At 48.1% G+C, this 16,944-nt stretch carries 14 protein-coding genes; 13 read left to right on the top strand and 1 reads right to left on the bottom strand.

Features of this window, described 5'->3' with window-relative positions:
• The 5 genes from ABEQ74_RS21425 to holA all read left to right on the top strand — a co-directional run bounded on the left by ABEQ74_RS21425 (position 1) and on the right by holA (position 6,829).
• On the top strand, positions 1-519 hold the full coding sequence (locus ABEQ74_RS21425) for a deoxycytidylate deaminase (RefSeq protein ID WP_430124150.1): 519 nt from the start codon (positions 1-3) through the stop codon (positions 517-519).
• Between the two features lie 234 nt (positions 520-753).
• A complete protein-coding gene (locus ABEQ74_RS21420) occupies positions 754-3,489 on the top strand; it encodes a ComEC/Rec2 family competence protein (RefSeq protein WP_430124147.1) in 2,736 nt (911 codons plus the stop codon).
• 181 nt (positions 3,490-3,670) lie between these two features.
• The gene (locus ABEQ74_RS21415) at positions 3,671-4,219 is read left to right on the top strand and encodes an RNA polymerase sigma factor (protein ID WP_053489178.1); all 549 of its coding nucleotides are present in this window, start codon (positions 3,671-3,673) and stop codon (positions 4,217-4,219) included.
• Complete coding sequence (locus tag ABEQ74_RS21410) at positions 4,216-5,514, top strand: zf-HC2 domain-containing protein (RefSeq protein WP_430124146.1); 1,299 nt, start codon at positions 4,216-4,218, stop codon at positions 5,512-5,514. The genes ABEQ74_RS21415 and ABEQ74_RS21410 overlap by 4 nt, the downstream gene beginning before the upstream one ends.
• 295 nt (positions 5,515-5,809) lie before the next feature.
• Complete coding sequence (gene holA, locus ABEQ74_RS21405; protein ID WP_430124145.1) at positions 5,810-6,829, top strand: DNA polymerase III subunit delta; 1,020 nt, start codon at positions 5,810-5,812, stop codon at positions 6,827-6,829.
• 144 nt (positions 6,830-6,973) lie between these two features.
• Here holA and rpsT read toward each other — a convergent pair whose 3' ends face one another.
• Positions 6,974-7,246, bottom strand: coding sequence for a 30S ribosomal protein S20 (gene rpsT, locus ABEQ74_RS21400; RefSeq protein WP_053489175.1), 273 nt, complete (start codon positions 7,244-7,246; stop codon positions 6,974-6,976).
• Between the two features lie 163 nt (positions 7,247-7,409).
• On the opposite strand from rpsT, the gene gpr reads away from it, so the two are divergent.
• The 8 genes from gpr (at position 7,410) to ABEQ74_RS21360 (ending at position 16,940) form a co-directional block, all read left to right on the top strand.
• Positions 7,410-8,411: a GPR endopeptidase gene (gene gpr / locus ABEQ74_RS21395; protein WP_430124144.1), complete on the top strand. Its 1,002-nt coding sequence runs from the start codon at positions 7,410-7,412 to the stop codon at positions 8,409-8,411.
• Positions 8,412-8,591: 180 nt separating this feature from the next.
• Complete coding sequence (locus ABEQ74_RS21390) at positions 8,592-9,914, top strand: stage II sporulation protein P (RefSeq protein ID WP_430124143.1); 1,323 nt, start codon at positions 8,592-8,594, stop codon at positions 9,912-9,914.
• A 113-nt stretch (positions 9,915-10,027) separates the two neighbouring features.
• Positions 10,028-10,435 (top strand): hypothetical protein, encoded by a 408-nt coding sequence (locus ABEQ74_RS21385; RefSeq protein WP_430124142.1) that lies wholly within the window; start codon positions 10,028-10,030, stop codon positions 10,433-10,435.
• An 89-nt stretch (positions 10,436-10,524) separates the two neighbouring features.
• Entirely contained in the window at positions 10,525-12,342 is a 1,818-nt protein-coding gene (gene lepA / locus ABEQ74_RS21380) for a translation elongation factor 4 (protein WP_053489171.1), read from the top strand.
• Between the two features lie 200 nt (positions 12,343-12,542).
• Positions 12,543-13,709, top strand: coding sequence for a radical SAM family heme chaperone HemW (hemW, locus tag ABEQ74_RS21375; RefSeq protein ID WP_430124141.1), 1,167 nt, complete (start codon positions 12,543-12,545; stop codon positions 13,707-13,709).
• 76 nt (positions 13,710-13,785) lie between these two features.
• Positions 13,786-14,247 (top strand): N-acetyltransferase, encoded by a 462-nt coding sequence (locus ABEQ74_RS21370; protein ID WP_430124139.1) that lies wholly within the window; start codon positions 13,786-13,788, stop codon positions 14,245-14,247.
• Positions 14,248-14,356: 109 nt separating this feature from the next.
• Positions 14,357-15,391, top strand: coding sequence for a heat-inducible transcriptional repressor HrcA (gene hrcA, locus ABEQ74_RS21365; protein WP_430124138.1), 1,035 nt, complete (start codon positions 14,357-14,359; stop codon positions 15,389-15,391).
• Positions 15,392-15,404: 13 nt separating this feature from the next.
• The gene (locus tag ABEQ74_RS21360) at positions 15,405-16,940 is read left to right on the top strand and encodes a TCP-1/cpn60 chaperonin family protein (RefSeq protein ID WP_430124137.1); all 1,536 of its coding nucleotides are present in this window, start codon (positions 15,405-15,407) and stop codon (positions 16,938-16,940) included.
• Positions 16,941-16,944: the final 4 nt, after the last annotated feature.

The following is a 16,944-nucleotide window of genomic DNA, read 5'->3' as shown; positions in this document are numbered from 1 at the left end:
ATGAGTGCAGATCAACGTAAAGATTGGGATACTTATTTCATGGATATTGCCTTTATGGTGTCCACCCGCTCTCAATGTTCGCGGCGACATGTAGGGTCAGTTCTGGTGCAGGGGAAGAAGCTGCTTGGGACGGCATATAACGGAGCTCCGATGGGCGTGCCGGATTGCTCAGAGGCAGGCTGTATGATCGTGGAAGATTATGAGTTGGTAGTGGAGGAAGGCAAGGAAAGCATGGTGAAAAAACAACGCTGCATCCGTACGATTCATGCCGAACAAAATCTGCTGCTATTCACCGATCGCATTGATAGGGAAGGCAGCACGGTGTACGTGACGGATGAACCGTGCTGGACCTGCGCGAATATGCTCGCTAACAGCGGCATTGTCGAGGTGGTCTTCCATCGTCCCTATCCGAAGGATTCGGAGAAGGTTTCCCGTATGATGGAACAGAAGGGCATCTTGTTCAGGCAGCTTAAAGCATATGAGCCGCCACGCGAAACCTTGATGACGGTCGAGAATTAACGTAGGGATCGCCTAGATCGCATATAAGAAATTAAATCCGGCATCACAGAGGAAGAACCTTTGACTGCTTTAAGCAGCCAAGGGTTCTTTTTTGTATAGAATTATCGGGTTTGGAGGTCTCCGTCATCCAATCTTCTGTGGGGAACATCCGCTATATGCGGATTAGCTTGGTGAAAGAGTACGTCGATAAACGTTCTTTTGATGATATTTTTTTGGAAAGGATACGTTCAAAACATGAAACGAAGACCGTTGCTTGCATTTGCCGTATTATGGGTTATCGGCAGTAGTACAGCATGTCTGTATGATGGATGGAGGCTGTACTTGACAGCGGCCGGGCTGATTCTTTTGCTGCTTGTGGTATGTCAATGGGCGCGTGCAGGGAATATGTATACGTTTTGCATGCTGTTCTCTTTGGTGGTGTCAGGTATTTACTGGGAGTGGTATGACACAGCAAATGTAAGTGATTTCGAGTCAGTGCTCTCCGGAGAGGAAACGATAGATCGTATTCCTGTTATTGCTAGTGGCATCATATCATCACCTGTCGAGGTGGATGGTGACCGGGCGGATTTTAAGGTTACCCTGCAGCAGGCTGAGCTTATCCTGTCAAAGCCTCCCGTGGGAGCAAAGTCCCCAGTAGACTCGGACTATAACACGATGTTAAGGACAGATGACATCGTTATGGTTCAAGTAAAGCTTCTGGACCAAGTAGAGTTGGAATCAGCTAGGCAATGGCAGCGTGGTGATCGGGTACAGTTGACCGGAGAATTGCAAAAACCGGGAGAAGCGCGTAACTTTGGCGGCTTTGATTATCTTCAGTACTTGCGCACTCATAAGATTCATTGGATGCTTAAGGTGAAAGGCTCGGACCAAGCGAAGATCTCATCCCCTGATAAGTGGAAGATAAGCCATATTCTAAGGTGGAATGATGCTGTTCGCGAGAAGCTTGGGGATAAGTTAAAACAATTGTATGGCGGCATTCATGCAGGCTTTATGAAAGGGCTGGTTATTGGCAATCAGGACGATCTGGATCCCGATACTTTTATGGAGTTCTCGCGATTGGGATTGACTCATATTCTTGCGATATCAGGTATGCATGTCGCTGTGGTTGTCGGATGTCTTATCTTCGTTTGCAACTCACTTCGGATGACGAGAGAAACCTCGTTGACTGTAGTTATATGGCTGATACCTGTCTATGTCCTTCTTACAGGGGCGAGCCCTTCCATTGTGCGTGCGGGTATGATGGGGGTCATCGGTTTGTATGCAGCCAAACGACGAATGTTAAAGGACGGTATGCATATTCTCAGTGTGGCTGCGCTGGTAATGCTGCTGTGGAATCCATATTTTCTCCTAAATGTCAGCTTTCAGCTGTCGTTTATCGTCACTGCGGGGATCATGATATTCGTCCCGAAGCTGGTGTCTCTATTGACATTTCTGCCCCGCTGGCTTGCAGGGTCTGTCGGAATAACCGTGGTTGCACAGCTGATTTCTTTTCCACTCACAATCTATTACTTCAATCAAGTGTCATTGATATCTGTATTCGCCAATTTGCTTCTGGTTCCGGTCATAAGTATGGTAGTACTTCCACTCGGTATGGTGTCACTGCTGCTTAGCTGGGTATGGATGCGCGGAGCGGGCTGGATAGCTACTATAGCAGAATGGATTAACGAGATAAATTTTCGGATTGTAGACTTTATGAGTAGTTCATCCGCTTTCATGACTTTATGGCCATCCCCATCGCTGGCTTGGATCTTATGTTATTACTTCGTCTTGTATTTCCTACTCACTATATTGAAAAAGAGATCAGAGGTTCATGAAGAGCAGCAGCGTGGTTCCGATGATGATACGGTTCCTCTGGAGGACCGTCTATCGAGGGATATTCGAGCAAATATGCCAGATCCATCAGGTATGCTGCCGCTCGCGGACCAACTGGCCAGTGCATTACGATGGAGAGGTTTCCTGCGCGCAAGTGATTATGTCGAGCGATATGCATCAAGAACTGCGATCGTACTGCTGTCCGGAACTATGGTTATTTTGCTATTTAACGGTTATCAACCGCCTGAACCCGATCGCGGAACGGGGCTCGTACAATTTTTGGACGTGGGACAAGGAGATTCGATTCTGGTGACCACACCGGAGGGCAAGCATATTCTCATCGATGGCGGGGGGACGGTGAACTTTCGTAAAGAAAAGGATGTTTGGAAGGAACGAAAAGCTCCATTTGAGGTGGGAGCCAAAGTGGTAGTTCCTTTGCTAAAGAAACGGGGCGTACACCAGATTGATTATATGCTTATAACTCATGGTGACCAGGATCATATAGGTGGGCTCTTGGCTGTTCTGGATGAGATCCCTGTGAAGGCCGTCGTGTTCAATGGCACCTTGGCTCAATCTGCCTCTTTTAAACAGCTGATGCTTAGTGCCATTAAGCAGAAGATTCCGATTTATCAGGCTGGAGCAGACCGTGGGATTTGGGAGCTTGGTAAGGACACGACCATACAGTTCTTATCGCCCGTTTTCCCTGATAAGGGAGAGTCCGCAGAGGATTTACCGTTCATGAAGGAGCAGAATCATGTGTCATTAGTGTTTATTCTTGAAATGAATGGCAGCCGTTTTTTGTTTACAGGTGATACGGACCAAGCTGCCGAACAGAAAATATTATTGCATCTTGAAGAGCAGTCCATTAGCGGCCCCGGCTTACTAGACACTGCCGGTGGTCCTGAGGGCGGGATTGATGTCATGAAAGTGGCCCACCATGGAAGCAAAACATCCACCTCGGCTATATGGCTAGACGCTTGGAAGCCGAAAACCGCGGTTATTTCAGCTGGTGTCAACAATATGTACGGTCATCCTCATCCGGATGTCGTCGACCGTTTAGAGCGTTCCCCCTCTCTTATCTATCAAACCAATCTGCACGGTGAGATTCAGATGAGGGTCAAGAATGGTCATATTGAGACAAGGACGAAGCTGCCATAATGCTGCCTTTCTGTCATTTCCGCCTATAATCGTAGTATGATCTCTATAGGGAAACGTAGAGATGACTATGATCTTTATATTTGGTATAGTTAGATGAAGTTTCCTAAAAATAATAGGTTACATACTGCAACATTTATTAATTCTATCCGTCTGTATGTATGCAGGGAGAGGGGGATCCACTGTGGTGGAGCAGGGACTCATAAGAGCCGCTCAATCGGGCGATCGCGACGCTCTAATCACCCTATTGCGAGAAATTGAGCAACATGTTTACAGGACTGCTTATTATATTCTGAAAAATGAACAGGATGCCATGGATGCGGCACAGGAAGCACTTATACGAATATATACGAAGATCAACTCCTACGAGGAGAAAGCTCAGTTCAAGACGTGGGTCCAGCGAATTGTTACCAACATATGTATTGATAAATTTCGCAGAACCAAGCCGACGGTTTCCATCGATGAACATGATCTGGTATTTCGGGATAAGCTCGACGTTGAACGGGAAGTGATGTCGGGGTACTTGGCTGAGGACATCAAAGAAGCCATTAATCTGCTGCCGGATCACCATCGGACCGTCATTGTCTTAAGGTATTTGCAGGACCTATCCTACAACGAAATTGCTGATTGCCTGAATCTGCCGCTTAATACGGTAAAATCATATCTGTTTAGAGCCAGGCAGCAGCTGCAGAATATGCTCCAAGAGCATCAGAAAGGTGGTGTATCAGGATGAATTGCCAAGAGGTGGTGGAACGGATGCATCGGTATTTGGACCGAGACCTCACACCCGAGGAGACGGCCGAGATGTATCAGCATATTGCCGTGTGTCCCGAGTGTGCAGAGACCTTTTCCATATTAAAATCATTGAACAGAGAGCTTGAAGAACTACCAGCCGTAACTCCGCCTGTCAGTCTGGTTGATGCTATTATGCCTAGACTTGATGCTATTGACCGTGAACGCCAAAACCTTGACGTACCTCCAGCCGTAAAAATCCAGGAGCCGGCCGAGATGATGCCGGAAATTCGGCGCCCGCGCCGTAAGGGCAGCTGGTGGAGTACCGTTGGCGGGAGGACTGCTGTCGGGGCTGCAGCTGCTGTGATGATACTCGGCGCAGCTATACTTACTTATGAACCCAAAATGCTGTCAGATGCTGAAGTTCCTTATGAAGCGGTAAGTACAACGGGCGCGGGAACGACAGAGAATGGAGCTGGGATCGAATACCAGGATCAGCAGGATAAGGAACAATTATTTATGGACGGCGGTATGGAAACGGGAGGCGCGGAGAACGAGGGGAGCGCTCCCTCTGTAAGTCAACGAAATTCGCCTCCAGATTCGTCAACTGAATCTGATCCCGATTCCATTACGAATAAACCGGAGGAAGCAGTTAAGCCAGCCGAGCCATCGGCTTCGACTGAGACTGAAGATCAGAAGAAAGATGCGGTCTCCGATCCTGCCACTCAGAAGAGTGATAAGGCTGACAAGGCACAATCTCGAACTTCGGATCAACCTGTAGCAAACGAAACTAATGTGCAGAATAATGCTGCAAACCAACAAACTCCTAAGGTCGGCGAACCACAACAGAACGAAGATAACATGAATATTCAAAAGGCACCTACTGAATCCATGGATACCAGGTCAGATAAGTTGCCGCCGATCAGCACGGATTCAGGCGATCCCGCTGTGGAAAGCCATGAATCCTCCGACCAGTTATCTGCAACGCATTATGGGCTGGCGAATGTGCCGGAGCAGTGGTCTTCGCCGGACGGTCTGTATACAGCTTCGGTTGAGGTTGATCAGTTGGTCATTTATCGTCTTCCTTCCGGAGATGATACTTCACCTGAAGCGGTTGAGACGGTTGCGAAGATTCCACTCAAGGGCAGCGTCATATCTGGTCAGTGGTCAGATGACGGCTTAACGTTTAAGTATAAGCTGCAGAATAATGGCGAATTGGTTGAGCATGTCTATTCCCTAGAGAAGGAACAGGTTCCAGCTTCAACAGCGGATAATCAATCAAAGCCTAAGAAATAAATAAAGAGATAAAAACAAAATCGGCGCACACATGCCGGGAGATATGAATACCCTATATAGATTGAATAGAGTGTTATACCAACTACCGTCGTATGACCGTCGGCAAGGTGTTTCTAGAGCATGCTCGCCGGCGTTTATATAGATGTGTTGGGACGAAGGGACCTTGCTGCTGAATATAAGCCGAGGTCTCTTTGTTTTCCGTCAGGTTAATTCCTGACTTTATTTTGCGTGTTTAGCTATCGCTTTTGGATATTCTTTTTTGGTATAGTGTACAGAGTAGGAAGGGGGGACGCCGATGGATGCCAAAGCGGCAGCCAAAGCGGTCAGACAAGGAGATGTATCTCCCGTTTATTTGCTGTACGGCAGCGAGAAATTTCAAATGAAGGAATTTGCCGAGCTTCTGGAGGCTCAGTTGATCCCACAGGAAGATCGTGATTTTGCCATTGTTCATATGGATTTAGGGGAAGTGCCGATCCAAGCTGTTGTTGAAGAAGCGGAGACGGTTCCTTTTATGGTTCAAAAGAAACTGATATTTGTTCGGGATACATCTTTTTTTACAGCTGCGAAGGATAACGGGAAAGTGGATCATCGTCCAGAGGTTTTACTGGATTATGTGACCAATCCTGCTGATTATAGCGTAATTGTCTTTCAGGTTGGGCAAGAAAAGCTGGATGAGCGTAAAAAGGTAGTGAAGGCGGTCAAAAAATCTGGGGTTGCGCTGTCCTTTATGCCACTAGGTGGGGAGGATTTGCTTCGTTGGGTAGACAAGCAAGTGAGGAAAGGCGACTGTACGCTGCGTGAAGGTGCGGCAGAGGCAATCGTTCGAAATGCAGGAACCAGTCTTCAAGCTTTATCGGGAGAAATTGAGAAGCTATGCCTGTATGCTGGTGCCGGCGGAGCTATTGATGCCGCAACCGTCGATATGCTGGTGGCCCGCAGCACGGAACAGAATGTATTTGCCTTAGTAGATGATATTGCAAATCTTCGATTGGACAAGGCACTCGGGATCTACTATGAATTGCTGAAGCAGCGGGAGGAACCGATTAAAATTGCCGCGCTGATCACAAGACAATTCCGAATCATTCTTCAGGTTAAGACCTTGTCTACCCAGAGTTATTCACAGCAGCAGATTGCTTCACAAATCGGGCTGCATCCTTATGCTGTGAAAATTGCGGGTGAACAAGCCCGGAAATTCGAGACAGCTCGTCTTGAAGGTATATTGAATCACTTGGCTAATCTGGATTATCAGATGAAGACGGGGGCCATTGACAAGGTGCTCGGAATTGAAATGTTTCTGTTGCGACTCGGTGCCTAATCTTCCGCTCGCAACAATATATTCGTAGATAGCAGAACAAGAGTGTACGCGTATATACCGTACACTCTTGTTCTTTATCATAAAAAGCCCTGAGCAGTGTGAACTGTTCAGGGCTTTTTCCATGTCGTATTCAACAAACGTTACTTACGCTTGGGACGTAAGAGCGTTCAGTCTTTTCGCCAGACGGGATTTCTTGCGGGCAGCTGCATTTTTATGGATCAGGCCCTTCGTAACGGCTTTATCAAGCTTCTTGGAAGCAGCTTGGAAAGCAACTTTAGCAGCTTCGATTTCTGTACCGTTCAGTGCTACGTCAGCAGTTTTAACAGCTGTGCGAAGCGCGGATTTCTGAGAAATGTTAAGCGCGTGGCGTTTGTCACTTGTCTTTACACGTTTAATCGCGGATTTGATGTTTGGCATTACATTCACCTCCTGTAAGGCATTTCAATAGAGCGAAATGGTTCACAACTTAAAATATTTTAGCATGGGGGTGGACAAAAAGCAATACTCATTGAGGACTTCTGCATAATCTCCTCCTTACTCTCGCACACTATTATTAATAAGAGGAGGAGTGTGAATTTAGATGGATCTGGATTTGCAAAAATATTCGGTCCGAACGGACTTGGCCGTGGAATCAAGAGAGCTGGCAGGAGGCAATAGCAATGCACCGATACCGGGAGTTATGGAGGATGTGGTGCAGGAAGACGGAATCAAGATTACAAGACTGGATGTTGAGAACGACGCTGCCTCAAAATCAATCGGAAGAGTTAAGGGTCATTATGTAACATTGGAGGTTCCGGATCTTCGCAAAGGAGATACCGGGCTTCAGGAGCAAGTATCCGTTGTCTTCGCTCGGGAATTCGAGGCGTTCATGTCCCGGATCGGAATCGGACCGAAAGCAAGCGTTCTGATTGTCGGTCTCGGCAATTGGAATGTGACGCCGGATTCGCTTGGTCCCCTCGTGGTGGAGAACGTGATGGTGACAAGGCAGTTTTTTGAGCTGATGCCCGATCGTGTGGCGCCGGGCTATCGCCAAGTCAGCGCTGTGGCACCTGGGGTACTCGGCCTGACAGGAATTGAGTCAAGTGAAACAGTCCAAGGCATTGTGGAGCAGACTCGTCCGGACCTGATCATCGCGATTGATGCACTGGCTTCGCGTTCTTTAGAGCGGGTGAATACAACGATTCAGATTGCCGATATAGGTATTCATCCCGGCTCCGGCGTAGGTAATAAACGTAAGGGATTGACTCAGGAGGTTCTTGGCGTCCCTTGTATTGCTATCGGAGTTCCAACGGTCTGCTATGCCTCTACTATCGTGAATAACGCCATAGAGCTAATGAAATCCCATTTTGGAAAAGATGCACCTGAAACCGGCAAGATTATGGGCATGCTGCACGATATCCCCGAGGGTGAGCGTCTGGCACTGGTAAAAGAAGTTCTTGAGCCTCTGGGTCATGACCTCATTGTTACCCCAAAAGAGATTGATGAATTCATAGAGGATATTGCCAACATTGTAGCAAGTGGTCTCAATGCAGCGCTGCATGAAGCAGTGGATCCTGGTAATGTTGGGGCGTACACACACTAAACGAAAATCAATATTAAACCAGCTCCGAATCTATCGGAGCTTTTATATTTTTTAAGGATTCTAGTTCTATTGATTCTCCCCGGTTCATAGATTCGAAGTATAAGAGATTACAGAGTCGCGGGAGCGTAAGCGATAGTAGTGAGAGCCGGCAGCTCCCGGCGAACCGAGGAGGACATCAATATGAATCATCGCAAGTTTCGTATCTGGAACATTGCCAGACTGAAGCGGAAGTTCATGGAAGGTCTGAGCATGGGCCGCACACTTATTATTTTGATGCTGGGCTCTTTTATATTCTTTATTTTACTAGGGCTTGGAGGAATGGCAGAACAACGGCTAAATTCTTCACCGGTGTCATCAATGAAAGGTTTGGCCGCATCGTTATCCAGTCGTTTTTTCATTGATATGATTGGCATGGAAATGCCGCATATGACAGCTTCCAAGGAGTCATCTAGCTTCTCCGGCGAGAAAATGTCATCTTTCGTCTTTGAACTGCTTACAAGCGTGAATCCACGGGATCCGAAGAGCCTCATCGCGGGTGAGCTTCCCGGTATGAAGGCAAATCAACCTGTGCAGCTGTCCCATGGCTCCGGTAACGAGGATGGCGAGGCCCCGGCTGATTATCGGCCGGATCCCTCCGCAGAGCAGCTTGAGCAAGAACCGTCCGAAGTCGTTGAAGAAGCCTCTGTACCAGATCAAGGAGAGATTGGGAATGAAGGTAAAGGTCCCGATGTCCCTGATCAGAGTCCGCAAAGAGACCCTGGTAGCAAGAATAAACCTGGCAGCACCTCCAAGGATGGAAAAACGACAAATGGTAAGAAAACGGTACTCATCTATCATTCTCATCCACAGGAAGCCTATAATCCGCTTCTTACCCACCCTTCTGACAATCCTGGAGCGGTCTCTCCAACTAAGAATGTAATGCTCGTGGGCAGTTTTCTAAGCAAAAAGCTAGAAGCAAACGGTATTGGCACCCTGCACGATAAGAGCGACTATCAATCTACCGTTAAAGGATATAATTATAACTTTTCTTATAAATACTCGCGGCAGATGGCCATGGAGGCCATGTCACAAAATGACGGAATCAACTATTTGATAGATATCCACCGGGATTCGCAGCGCTATAACAAAACTACGGCTACTGTAAACGGCGAGAAATACGCCAAGGTTTACTTTATCATCGGACATGCCAATGAGAATTGGAGAAAGAACGAAGCATTTGCCAGCAAAATTAATGCCAAGCTGGAAAAGTCTTATCCTGGAGTCTCCCGGGGGGTATGGGGGAAATCAGCAGATCAAGGCAACGGAGAGTATAATCAATCCCTATCGCCGAACAGCATTCTGATCGAAATTGGCGGCATTGATAACACGAAGGAAGAATTACAGCGTACTGCGGAAGCTTTGGCAGACATCATTGCAGATGTATATTGGCAGGAACAAGAGGCCGAAAAGGCCAGTGTGAAAAATAACGATGATTCATCGAAGAAAAAGACTGCCTCCTCTTAATCAAGATCAGGACCAAGTGAAGCTTACAGCATCAGACGAAGGCTGAGAGCTGGTAAAAAAAACATTTATATATGCAGGGCAGGAATGCACGGGAAATCAAGGAGGGACAGAGGATGTCACGATTAGGCAAACGGTTTGTGGCACTGATCATATGGACTGGCATCGGCATATTGGTCGGCATGCAGCTTGGTGGATCAAAAGCGCCAGCCCCGGAAGATGGGGCAGGACGTATACAGAGCGTGCGGCAGGGTCAAGTGCAAGGTCCGCAAAGCGAAATCAATCCAGGGAATGGTTGGGGAGGAAAACGCCAGAATCCGCCGGTAATAGATTCTGCTGCACAAGAACAAGAGATCCGGAAGAGATGGAATGAATATGAGCCGTCGCCAAGAGATATCCTGCTGCCTGAACGATCCCAGCCTCCTGCCGATGTACTTGCCGACAAAACAGCTGGGCTTCTCCAGCAGCTGTCTGATCAAAGCATACGCTGGGTCGTGTCGATGTTCGGATCCATTACGGATTAAGGATGCCTTATATCTCAGCATTGCTGTACATCCCTTCAACTGGTATAATAAGTTGATTCAAAACATCTGGTGGTTGTTGGGGGTTAGGCATGACGGACGTACAAGTAAGACAACAAAAAATTCGTAATTTCTGTATTATTGCACATATAGACCATGGGAAATCAACTCTTGCCGACCGTATCTTAGAATTTACGGGTGCATTAACTACGCGTGAAATGCAAGAACAAGTACTGGATACGATGGATCTGGAGAGAGAGCGTGGCATTACTATCAAGCTGCAGGCGGTTCGACTGAACTATAAAGCCGATAACGGCGAGGAGTACATTCTGAACCTGATCGACACTCCGGGACACGTCGACTTTACGTACGAGGTATCTCGAAGCTTGGCCGCTTGTGAAGGCGCTCTGCTCGTAGTTGATGCTGCGCAGGGAATTGAAGCCCAGACACTAGCTAACGTATACTTGGCTCTGGATAACAATCTTGAAATTCTGCCTGTCATTAACAAGATCGATTTGCCTAGCGCGGATCCCGAGCGGGTTAAGCAAGAGGTTGAAGATGTCATCGGGCTGGATGCCAGCGATGCCGTCTTGGCATCGGCCAAAGCGGGCATCGGGATCAAGGAAATTTTGGAGCAGGTGGTTCAGAAAGTTCCAGCGCCTGCAGGTGATTCCGAAGAACCGCTTAAAGCGCTGATCTTCGACTCCCATTATGACCCATACAAAGGTGTCATCGTATATGTGCGTGTCCTTGACGGGAGTATCAAGGCTGGTTCCAAGATAAAGATGATGGCAACCGGCAAGTCCTTTGAAGTCATTGAGGTGGGGGCATTCATGCCTCGCATGACCATGGTGGACGAGCTTAATGTTGGGGATGTCGGATTCATCGTTGCTGGCATCAAGAGCGTTGGCGATACGCAGGTCGGTGATACGGTTACGGACGCCAAGCGTCCTACCGCAGAGCCGCTACCTGGTTACCGCAAGATCAATCCGATGGTATTCTGCGGCCTGTATCCTATTGAGACATCGGATTATAATGACCTGCGCGAAGCGCTCGAGAAGCTGCAGCTTAATGATGCTTCATTAAGCTTTGAACCGGAAACGTCCAGCGCGCTCGGGTTCGGATTCCGCTGCGGTTTCCTGGGACTTCTTCACATGGATGTCATTCAGGAACGGATTGAACGCGAGTTCAATATACCGTTAATTACGACCGCGCCGAGCGTAATTTATCGTATAATGCTTACCAACGGTGAAGAGATTCAGATCGATAATCCTTCCCATTACCCTGAGGTTGGCAAGGTCGATCATGTTGAAGAGCCATATGTAAAGGCAGCCATCATTGTTCCGAATGATTATGTCGGAGCGATCATGGAACTGTGCCAGAACAAACGTGGCGAGTTTGTAAACATGGAATACATGGATACGACGCGCGTTACCATTACTTACGAAATTCCATTGTCGGAAATCGTGTATGATTTCTTCGACCAATTAAAATCCAGCACCAAGGGATATGCATCATTCGATTATGAGCTGTCTGGATACCGTCGATCCAATCTGGTGAAAATGGATATCCTGCTGAATAACGAGCAAGTGGATGCGTTATCCTTCATCGTGCATAAGGACCGTGCATATCACAGAGGCAGAGCGATCTGCGAGAAGCTGCGCGAGCTGATTCCTCGCCAAATGTTCGAAGTACCGATCCAAGCTTCTGTCGGCACCAAGGTTGTGGCCCGCGAAACGGTGAAGGCGATGCGCAAAAACGTACTCGCGAAGTGTTACGGTGGTGACATCTCCCGTAAACGTAAACTCCTTGAGAAGCAGAAGGAAGGCAAGAAGCGGATGAAGCAAGTCGGCAGTGTGGAAGTTCCGCAGGAAGCTTTTATGGCGGTACTGAAAATCGACGACAAGTAATCCGCTGGTCACGATACGAAACAACTGAAATAACACCGGTCCTACGGAAAGCCTTTTATGATGTAAATGATGGGAAAGCCGATTTTCGGCTTTCCTTTCTTTCATTACAAGAGGCATAGCGTTATAGTAGAAAAGGAACTTTTAAGAAGTTTCTTAAATTTAGTAAGTCATGCCAGAGCATTGCAGGAGGAAAAAGAAGAATGACGGTTAATGACCAACGGACGGAAGCGGTGTACATTCACATTCCGTTCTGTACCAATAAATGTTTTTACTGTGACTTTAACTCCTACGTATTGAAGGATCAGCCAGTGATGGATTATCTGCGAGCGCTGGATAAAGAGATGGAGCTGACGGTTTCGGCCCATCCGCCGGGAACAATTAAGAGTATCTTTGTCGGCGGCGGAACACCCACGGTGCTGAAGCCAAATGAGATGGAGTACTTCTTGCAGAGCGTGAAGCGTCATTTTCCGGATTGGTCCGACGATATCGAGTTTTCGATGGAAGCGAATCCCGGCACTACAGATTTGGAGAAGCTGTCCGTTATGCGTGAAGGAGGCGTAAATCGGATCAGCTTCGGTGTGCAGGCCTTCCAGAATACCTTACTGAGCGGAATTGGCCGGATTCACGATACAGATGATGTATACCGAAGTCTGGAAAACGCCAGAACTGCCGGTTTTAATAACATGTCCATCGATTTAATGTTCGGGCTCCCGAACCAAACGCTCGATATGCTCGCCGAAAGCGTAGATAAAGCGCTGGAGCTTGGACTCCCGCATTATTCGATTTACAGCTTAAAGGTTGAAGAAAATACGCTGTTTCATACGATGTACCAGCGAAATCAGTTGCCGCTTCCGGATGAGGAGGACGAGCTGAATATGTATCTTCTATTAATGGACCGGATGAAGGCGGCCGGATACAAGCAATATGAGATTAGTAATTTTGCCAAACCCGGTTTTGAGAGCCGGCATAATATGACGTATTGGCGTAACGAGGATTATTATGGTCTGGGTGCGGGAGCACACGGATACATCGGACGTCAGCGCCATGTGAACATTAAGGGCGTTAACCCATATAATGAAGCAGCAAACCAAGGACTTCCGCGCTTGGAGAGTTTTGAAGTATCAAGGGAAGAGGCGATGGAGGATTTCCTTATGGTTGGACTTCGCGTGCTGGACGGCGTTTCGGGCAGCCGATTCCGGCAGCAGTTCGGGGTTTCTTTGGAAGAGGTATTCTCCAAGCCCCTGAATAAAATGGTGGGTGCGGGACTTCTGGATTCCACTGATGATGGTTATAAGCTGAGCAGCAAAGGCATTCTCTTCGGGAACGATGTATTCGCAGAATTTATAGGTAGCTTGTCGTCAAATTAATCTATTGAACTTATATGCGCTCTGTTGTATATTTATTCATAACATGACGGAGTGTGTAAAGGGGAGACGGACAACAATGTCGGCGGTATGCAGAAAGGCGAAGTTAGAAGATGTCGAGCCGCTGTATCAGATGATTCAGGGTTATGCCGAAAAGGGGATTATGCTGCCCCGTTCCAAAAAAGTGCTGGAGAGGCAAATTGGAGAATTCGTTGTGGCCGAGTCTGAAGGACAGGTTATCGGCTGCGGTTCATTATGTCAGTTGGGGAGCGATTTGGTTGAGATCCGTTCGCTAGGTATATCTGAAGGCTATAAAGGGCAAGGCATTGGCTCCATGCTGGTGGATTCCCTTCTGGAAGAAGCGAGACGTCGCGAGCTTCCCAAAGTGATGGCCTTGACATATGAGGTATCCTTCTTCATCAAGAACGGCTTTTCTGTTGTAGAGAAGGAGATTTTTCCAGAGAAAGTATGGACCGATTGCATCCATTGCAAGAAGCAGCATGCTTGTGATGAAATAGCTGTTCTTAAAGTACTGAACTGACTTGACAATCCTCAGGTCGGTTTGGTATTTTTGTTATATCGGTTAGCACTCGTTGACGATGAGTGCTAACGAAGATGAAAAGTAAGCAGTCAGCAAGGAGGGGAGCGACATGTTAACAGATCGTCAGCGCATGATATTGAATGCCATTGTGGATGACTATATCCGTTCTGCGGAGCCGGTGGGCTCTAGAAGCATTTCCAAGCGCGGGGATGTCGGTTATAGCCCGGCAACCATCCGTAACGAGATGGCTGATCTGGAGGAACTCGGTTTTTTGGAGCAGCCTCATACATCAGCTGGACGAATTCCGTCGCATAAAGGATATCGTTATTATGTTGATCATCTCACGTCGTCGTTTTCCTTGAACCCTGCAGAACTGCATATGATGAAATCATTTTTTGCAGAAAAGCTGAACGTGATGGAACAGATGATACAGCATACAGCCGGCATTCTGTCTCAGATGACCAATTACACTTCCATCCTGCTGGGACCGGAAGTCTTTCATACGTCTTTGCGTCATTTCCAGCTTCTCCCTCTTCATGAGGACCAAGCTGTAGCCATCATCGTCACTAGTACAGGGCAAGTTGAGAACAAGATCGTTTCGATTCCGAAGGGCGTGTCTGTTTCAGAGCTGGAGCAAGTGGTAAATCTTCTAAACAAGAAGCTGGTCAACGTGCCTCTATATAAGCTCAAGACTAGGCTGTACACGGAGATCGGCGAGGAAATGCAGCGGCATATTTCACATTATGAAGATCTTATGAGTATGCTGGATATCGCCTTAAACAACGAACCAGACCATCGCGGCGTATATCTCAGCGGCACGACTCACATGCTGAATCAGCCGGAGTTCAAGGACGTTGACAAGGTTAGGGAAATATTTGAGCTCCTGGAGCAAACACCCGCTCTAATGAAGCTTATGGCACCTGCTCCCGGGGAGCACGGCATTCAAGTGAAGATCGGTACGGAGAATACGCATGAAGCCATTTCCAATTGCAGCTTGATTACCGCGACATATTCGATTGATGGAAAAGCGCTTGGTTCGATCGGCATTCTCGGTCCGACTAGAATGGAATACGCGCGGGTGATCGGCATTTTGAATGTGTTATCCCATGATCTGACGAAATTGCTGTCACACTGGTACAAATAAAGGAGTGAGACAGATGAGCCAAGGACAACATAGCCAAGTAGATGGAGATGAGCGTTATTCTACACTGCTGAATAACAGCAATGCCGTCCGGGCCGTCACGTCCGCTGTGGAAGGCACGCTTGGTCCCAAGGGGCTCGACGTGATGTTGGTCGGTCCCCGTGGGGAAGTGGTAATTACCAACGACGGGGTGACGATTCTGGACAAGATGGATGTCACCCATCCTGCAGCGCGGCTTCTCATTCAGGTGGCACGTGCTCAGCAGGAGAAAATAGGCGATGGAACCACGACGGCCACCGTGCTTGCAGGCGCTCTTGTTCAAGAAGGGGTATCCCGCATAACGCGGGGTGTGCCTGCATCCAAGGTAGTAGAGGGCTTGCGTCAGGGCGTTGAGAAATCTCTGGAGCTGTTAGCGAGCCGGGTTCGGGTAATCGAAGGATTAAATGATCCTCTTCTGGAGCGGACGGTGTACGTTGCCGGTCGTGAACGAAAAGACATCGTGGAACTGATTATGCATGCCGCCCACAAAGCGGGAATAACCCGTCTGAAGGACCCAGCCTACTCGCTTGCAGACAGTATAATTGCGCTGGAGAATGCCGACAATGAAGTGTTCGAGGGGGTTCTGCTAAGGCAACGGCCGATTTTTGCCAGAGAGTCAAGGTCATACGAGGATGCCAAAGTGCTTGTATTGTATGACTCGTTAGAACCGGATGATATCGGTGAAGAGGCACTTACTACTGAAGCGGGGTTCGCACAGTATATGGACCTGAGAAGCATTTTTGCTTCAAATTTGGAGAAATTGTCCGAAATGTCCGTTAAGCTGATCCTTCTTGAAAAAGGAATTCACCCCGATGCGGAGCAGTTCTGCCTGGATCACGGGATGATGGTTGTACCGCGCGTATCACGTGCAGATCTTCGCCGGGTAAGTGACATGACTGGTGCTACCCCCATACGCCGCAAGGCGTTACATAAAGATCCACAGGGGCTAGCGGTTCTCCTGGGTCATACCCCGCGTGTGACTTATGACGAACATATTGAAAAAATTCGTCTGTCCTGCGGCAGTCAAGATCGTATAGTGACTGTGATTGTGGGTGCCAGTACCTCTGAAGTTGTAGGCGAGGCAGCCAGAATTGCGTGTGATGCAGCATCGGCGTTGCAGGCTGCCGTATCCGGAGGCGTTCTTCCAGGTGGCGGGACAAGCGAACTCGCCGTATCCTATGATCTTGAACGAATTCGAGAAACCCAGAAAGGGATGGAAGCATTCGGCATGGAGGCCGTTTCAGCGGCACTGCGTAAGCCCATGTCCCAGATTCTACTGAATGCCGGCTATAACCCGCTTGAGAAAATGGAAGAGGTCCGCGCGGCGCAAATCCGTGCCGTTTCCGATGGGATGGGCATTGATTGTGACAGTGGCCGCGTTGTCGATTATGAAGAGCTTGGTGTGCTTGACCCGGCTCTGGTCAAACTTCATGGCCTGCGGGCAGCTGGCGAGGTAGCGGCAGCCGTACTGCGAATTCATCACGTGATCAAGATGAAAGAGATAGACGAATAACGTT

It is taken from the genome of Paenibacillus solani (assembly GCF_050475945.1).
GTDB classification, from domain to species: Bacteria; Bacillota; Bacilli; order Paenibacillales; family Paenibacillaceae; genus Paenibacillus_AQ; species Paenibacillus_AQ solani_A.
The sequence above is the reverse complement of the archived record's forward strand: the minus strand, read 5'-3'. Positions and strand labels throughout refer to the sequence as shown.

What these genes read in the sequence shown, in the direction of transcription:
- ABEQ74_RS21360 (WP_430124137.1), top strand. Translation starts at nt 15,405, where the DNA reads ATGAGCCAAGGACAACATAGCCAAGTAGATGGAGATGAGCGTTATTCT.
- ABEQ74_RS21390 (WP_430124143.1), top strand. Translation starts at nt 8,592, where the DNA reads ATGAATCATCGCAAGTTTCGTATCTGGAACATTGCCAGACTGAAGCGG.
- hrcA (WP_430124138.1), top strand. Translation starts at nt 14,357, where the DNA reads ATGTTAACAGATCGTCAGCGCATGATATTGAATGCCATTGTGGATGAC.
- ABEQ74_RS21385 (WP_430124142.1), top strand. Translation starts at nt 10,028, where the DNA reads ATGTCACGATTAGGCAAACGGTTTGTGGCACTGATCATATGGACTGGC.
- ABEQ74_RS21370 (WP_430124139.1), top strand. Translation starts at nt 13,786, where the DNA reads ATGTCGGCGGTATGCAGAAAGGCGAAGTTAGAAGATGTCGAGCCGCTG.
- holA (WP_430124145.1), top strand. Translation starts at nt 5,810, where the DNA reads ATGGATGCCAAAGCGGCAGCCAAAGCGGTCAGACAAGGAGATGTATCT.
- lepA (WP_053489171.1), top strand. Translation starts at nt 10,525, where the DNA reads ATGACGGACGTACAAGTAAGACAACAAAAAATTCGTAATTTCTGTATT.
- gpr (WP_430124144.1), top strand. Translation starts at nt 7,410, where the DNA reads ATGGATCTGGATTTGCAAAAATATTCGGTCCGAACGGACTTGGCCGTG.
- ABEQ74_RS21410 (WP_430124146.1), top strand. Translation starts at nt 4,216, where the DNA reads ATGAATTGCCAAGAGGTGGTGGAACGGATGCATCGGTATTTGGACCGA.
- ABEQ74_RS21425 (WP_430124150.1), top strand. Translation starts at nt 1, where the DNA reads ATGAGTGCAGATCAACGTAAAGATTGGGATACTTATTTCATGGATATT.
- rpsT (WP_053489175.1), bottom strand. Translation starts at nt 7,246, where the DNA reads ATGCCAAACATCAAATCCGCGATTAAACGTGTAAAGACAAGTGACAAA.
- hemW (WP_430124141.1), top strand. Translation starts at nt 12,543, where the DNA reads ATGACGGTTAATGACCAACGGACGGAAGCGGTGTACATTCACATTCCG.
- ABEQ74_RS21420 (WP_430124147.1), top strand. Translation starts at nt 754, where the DNA reads ATGAAACGAAGACCGTTGCTTGCATTTGCCGTATTATGGGTTATCGGC.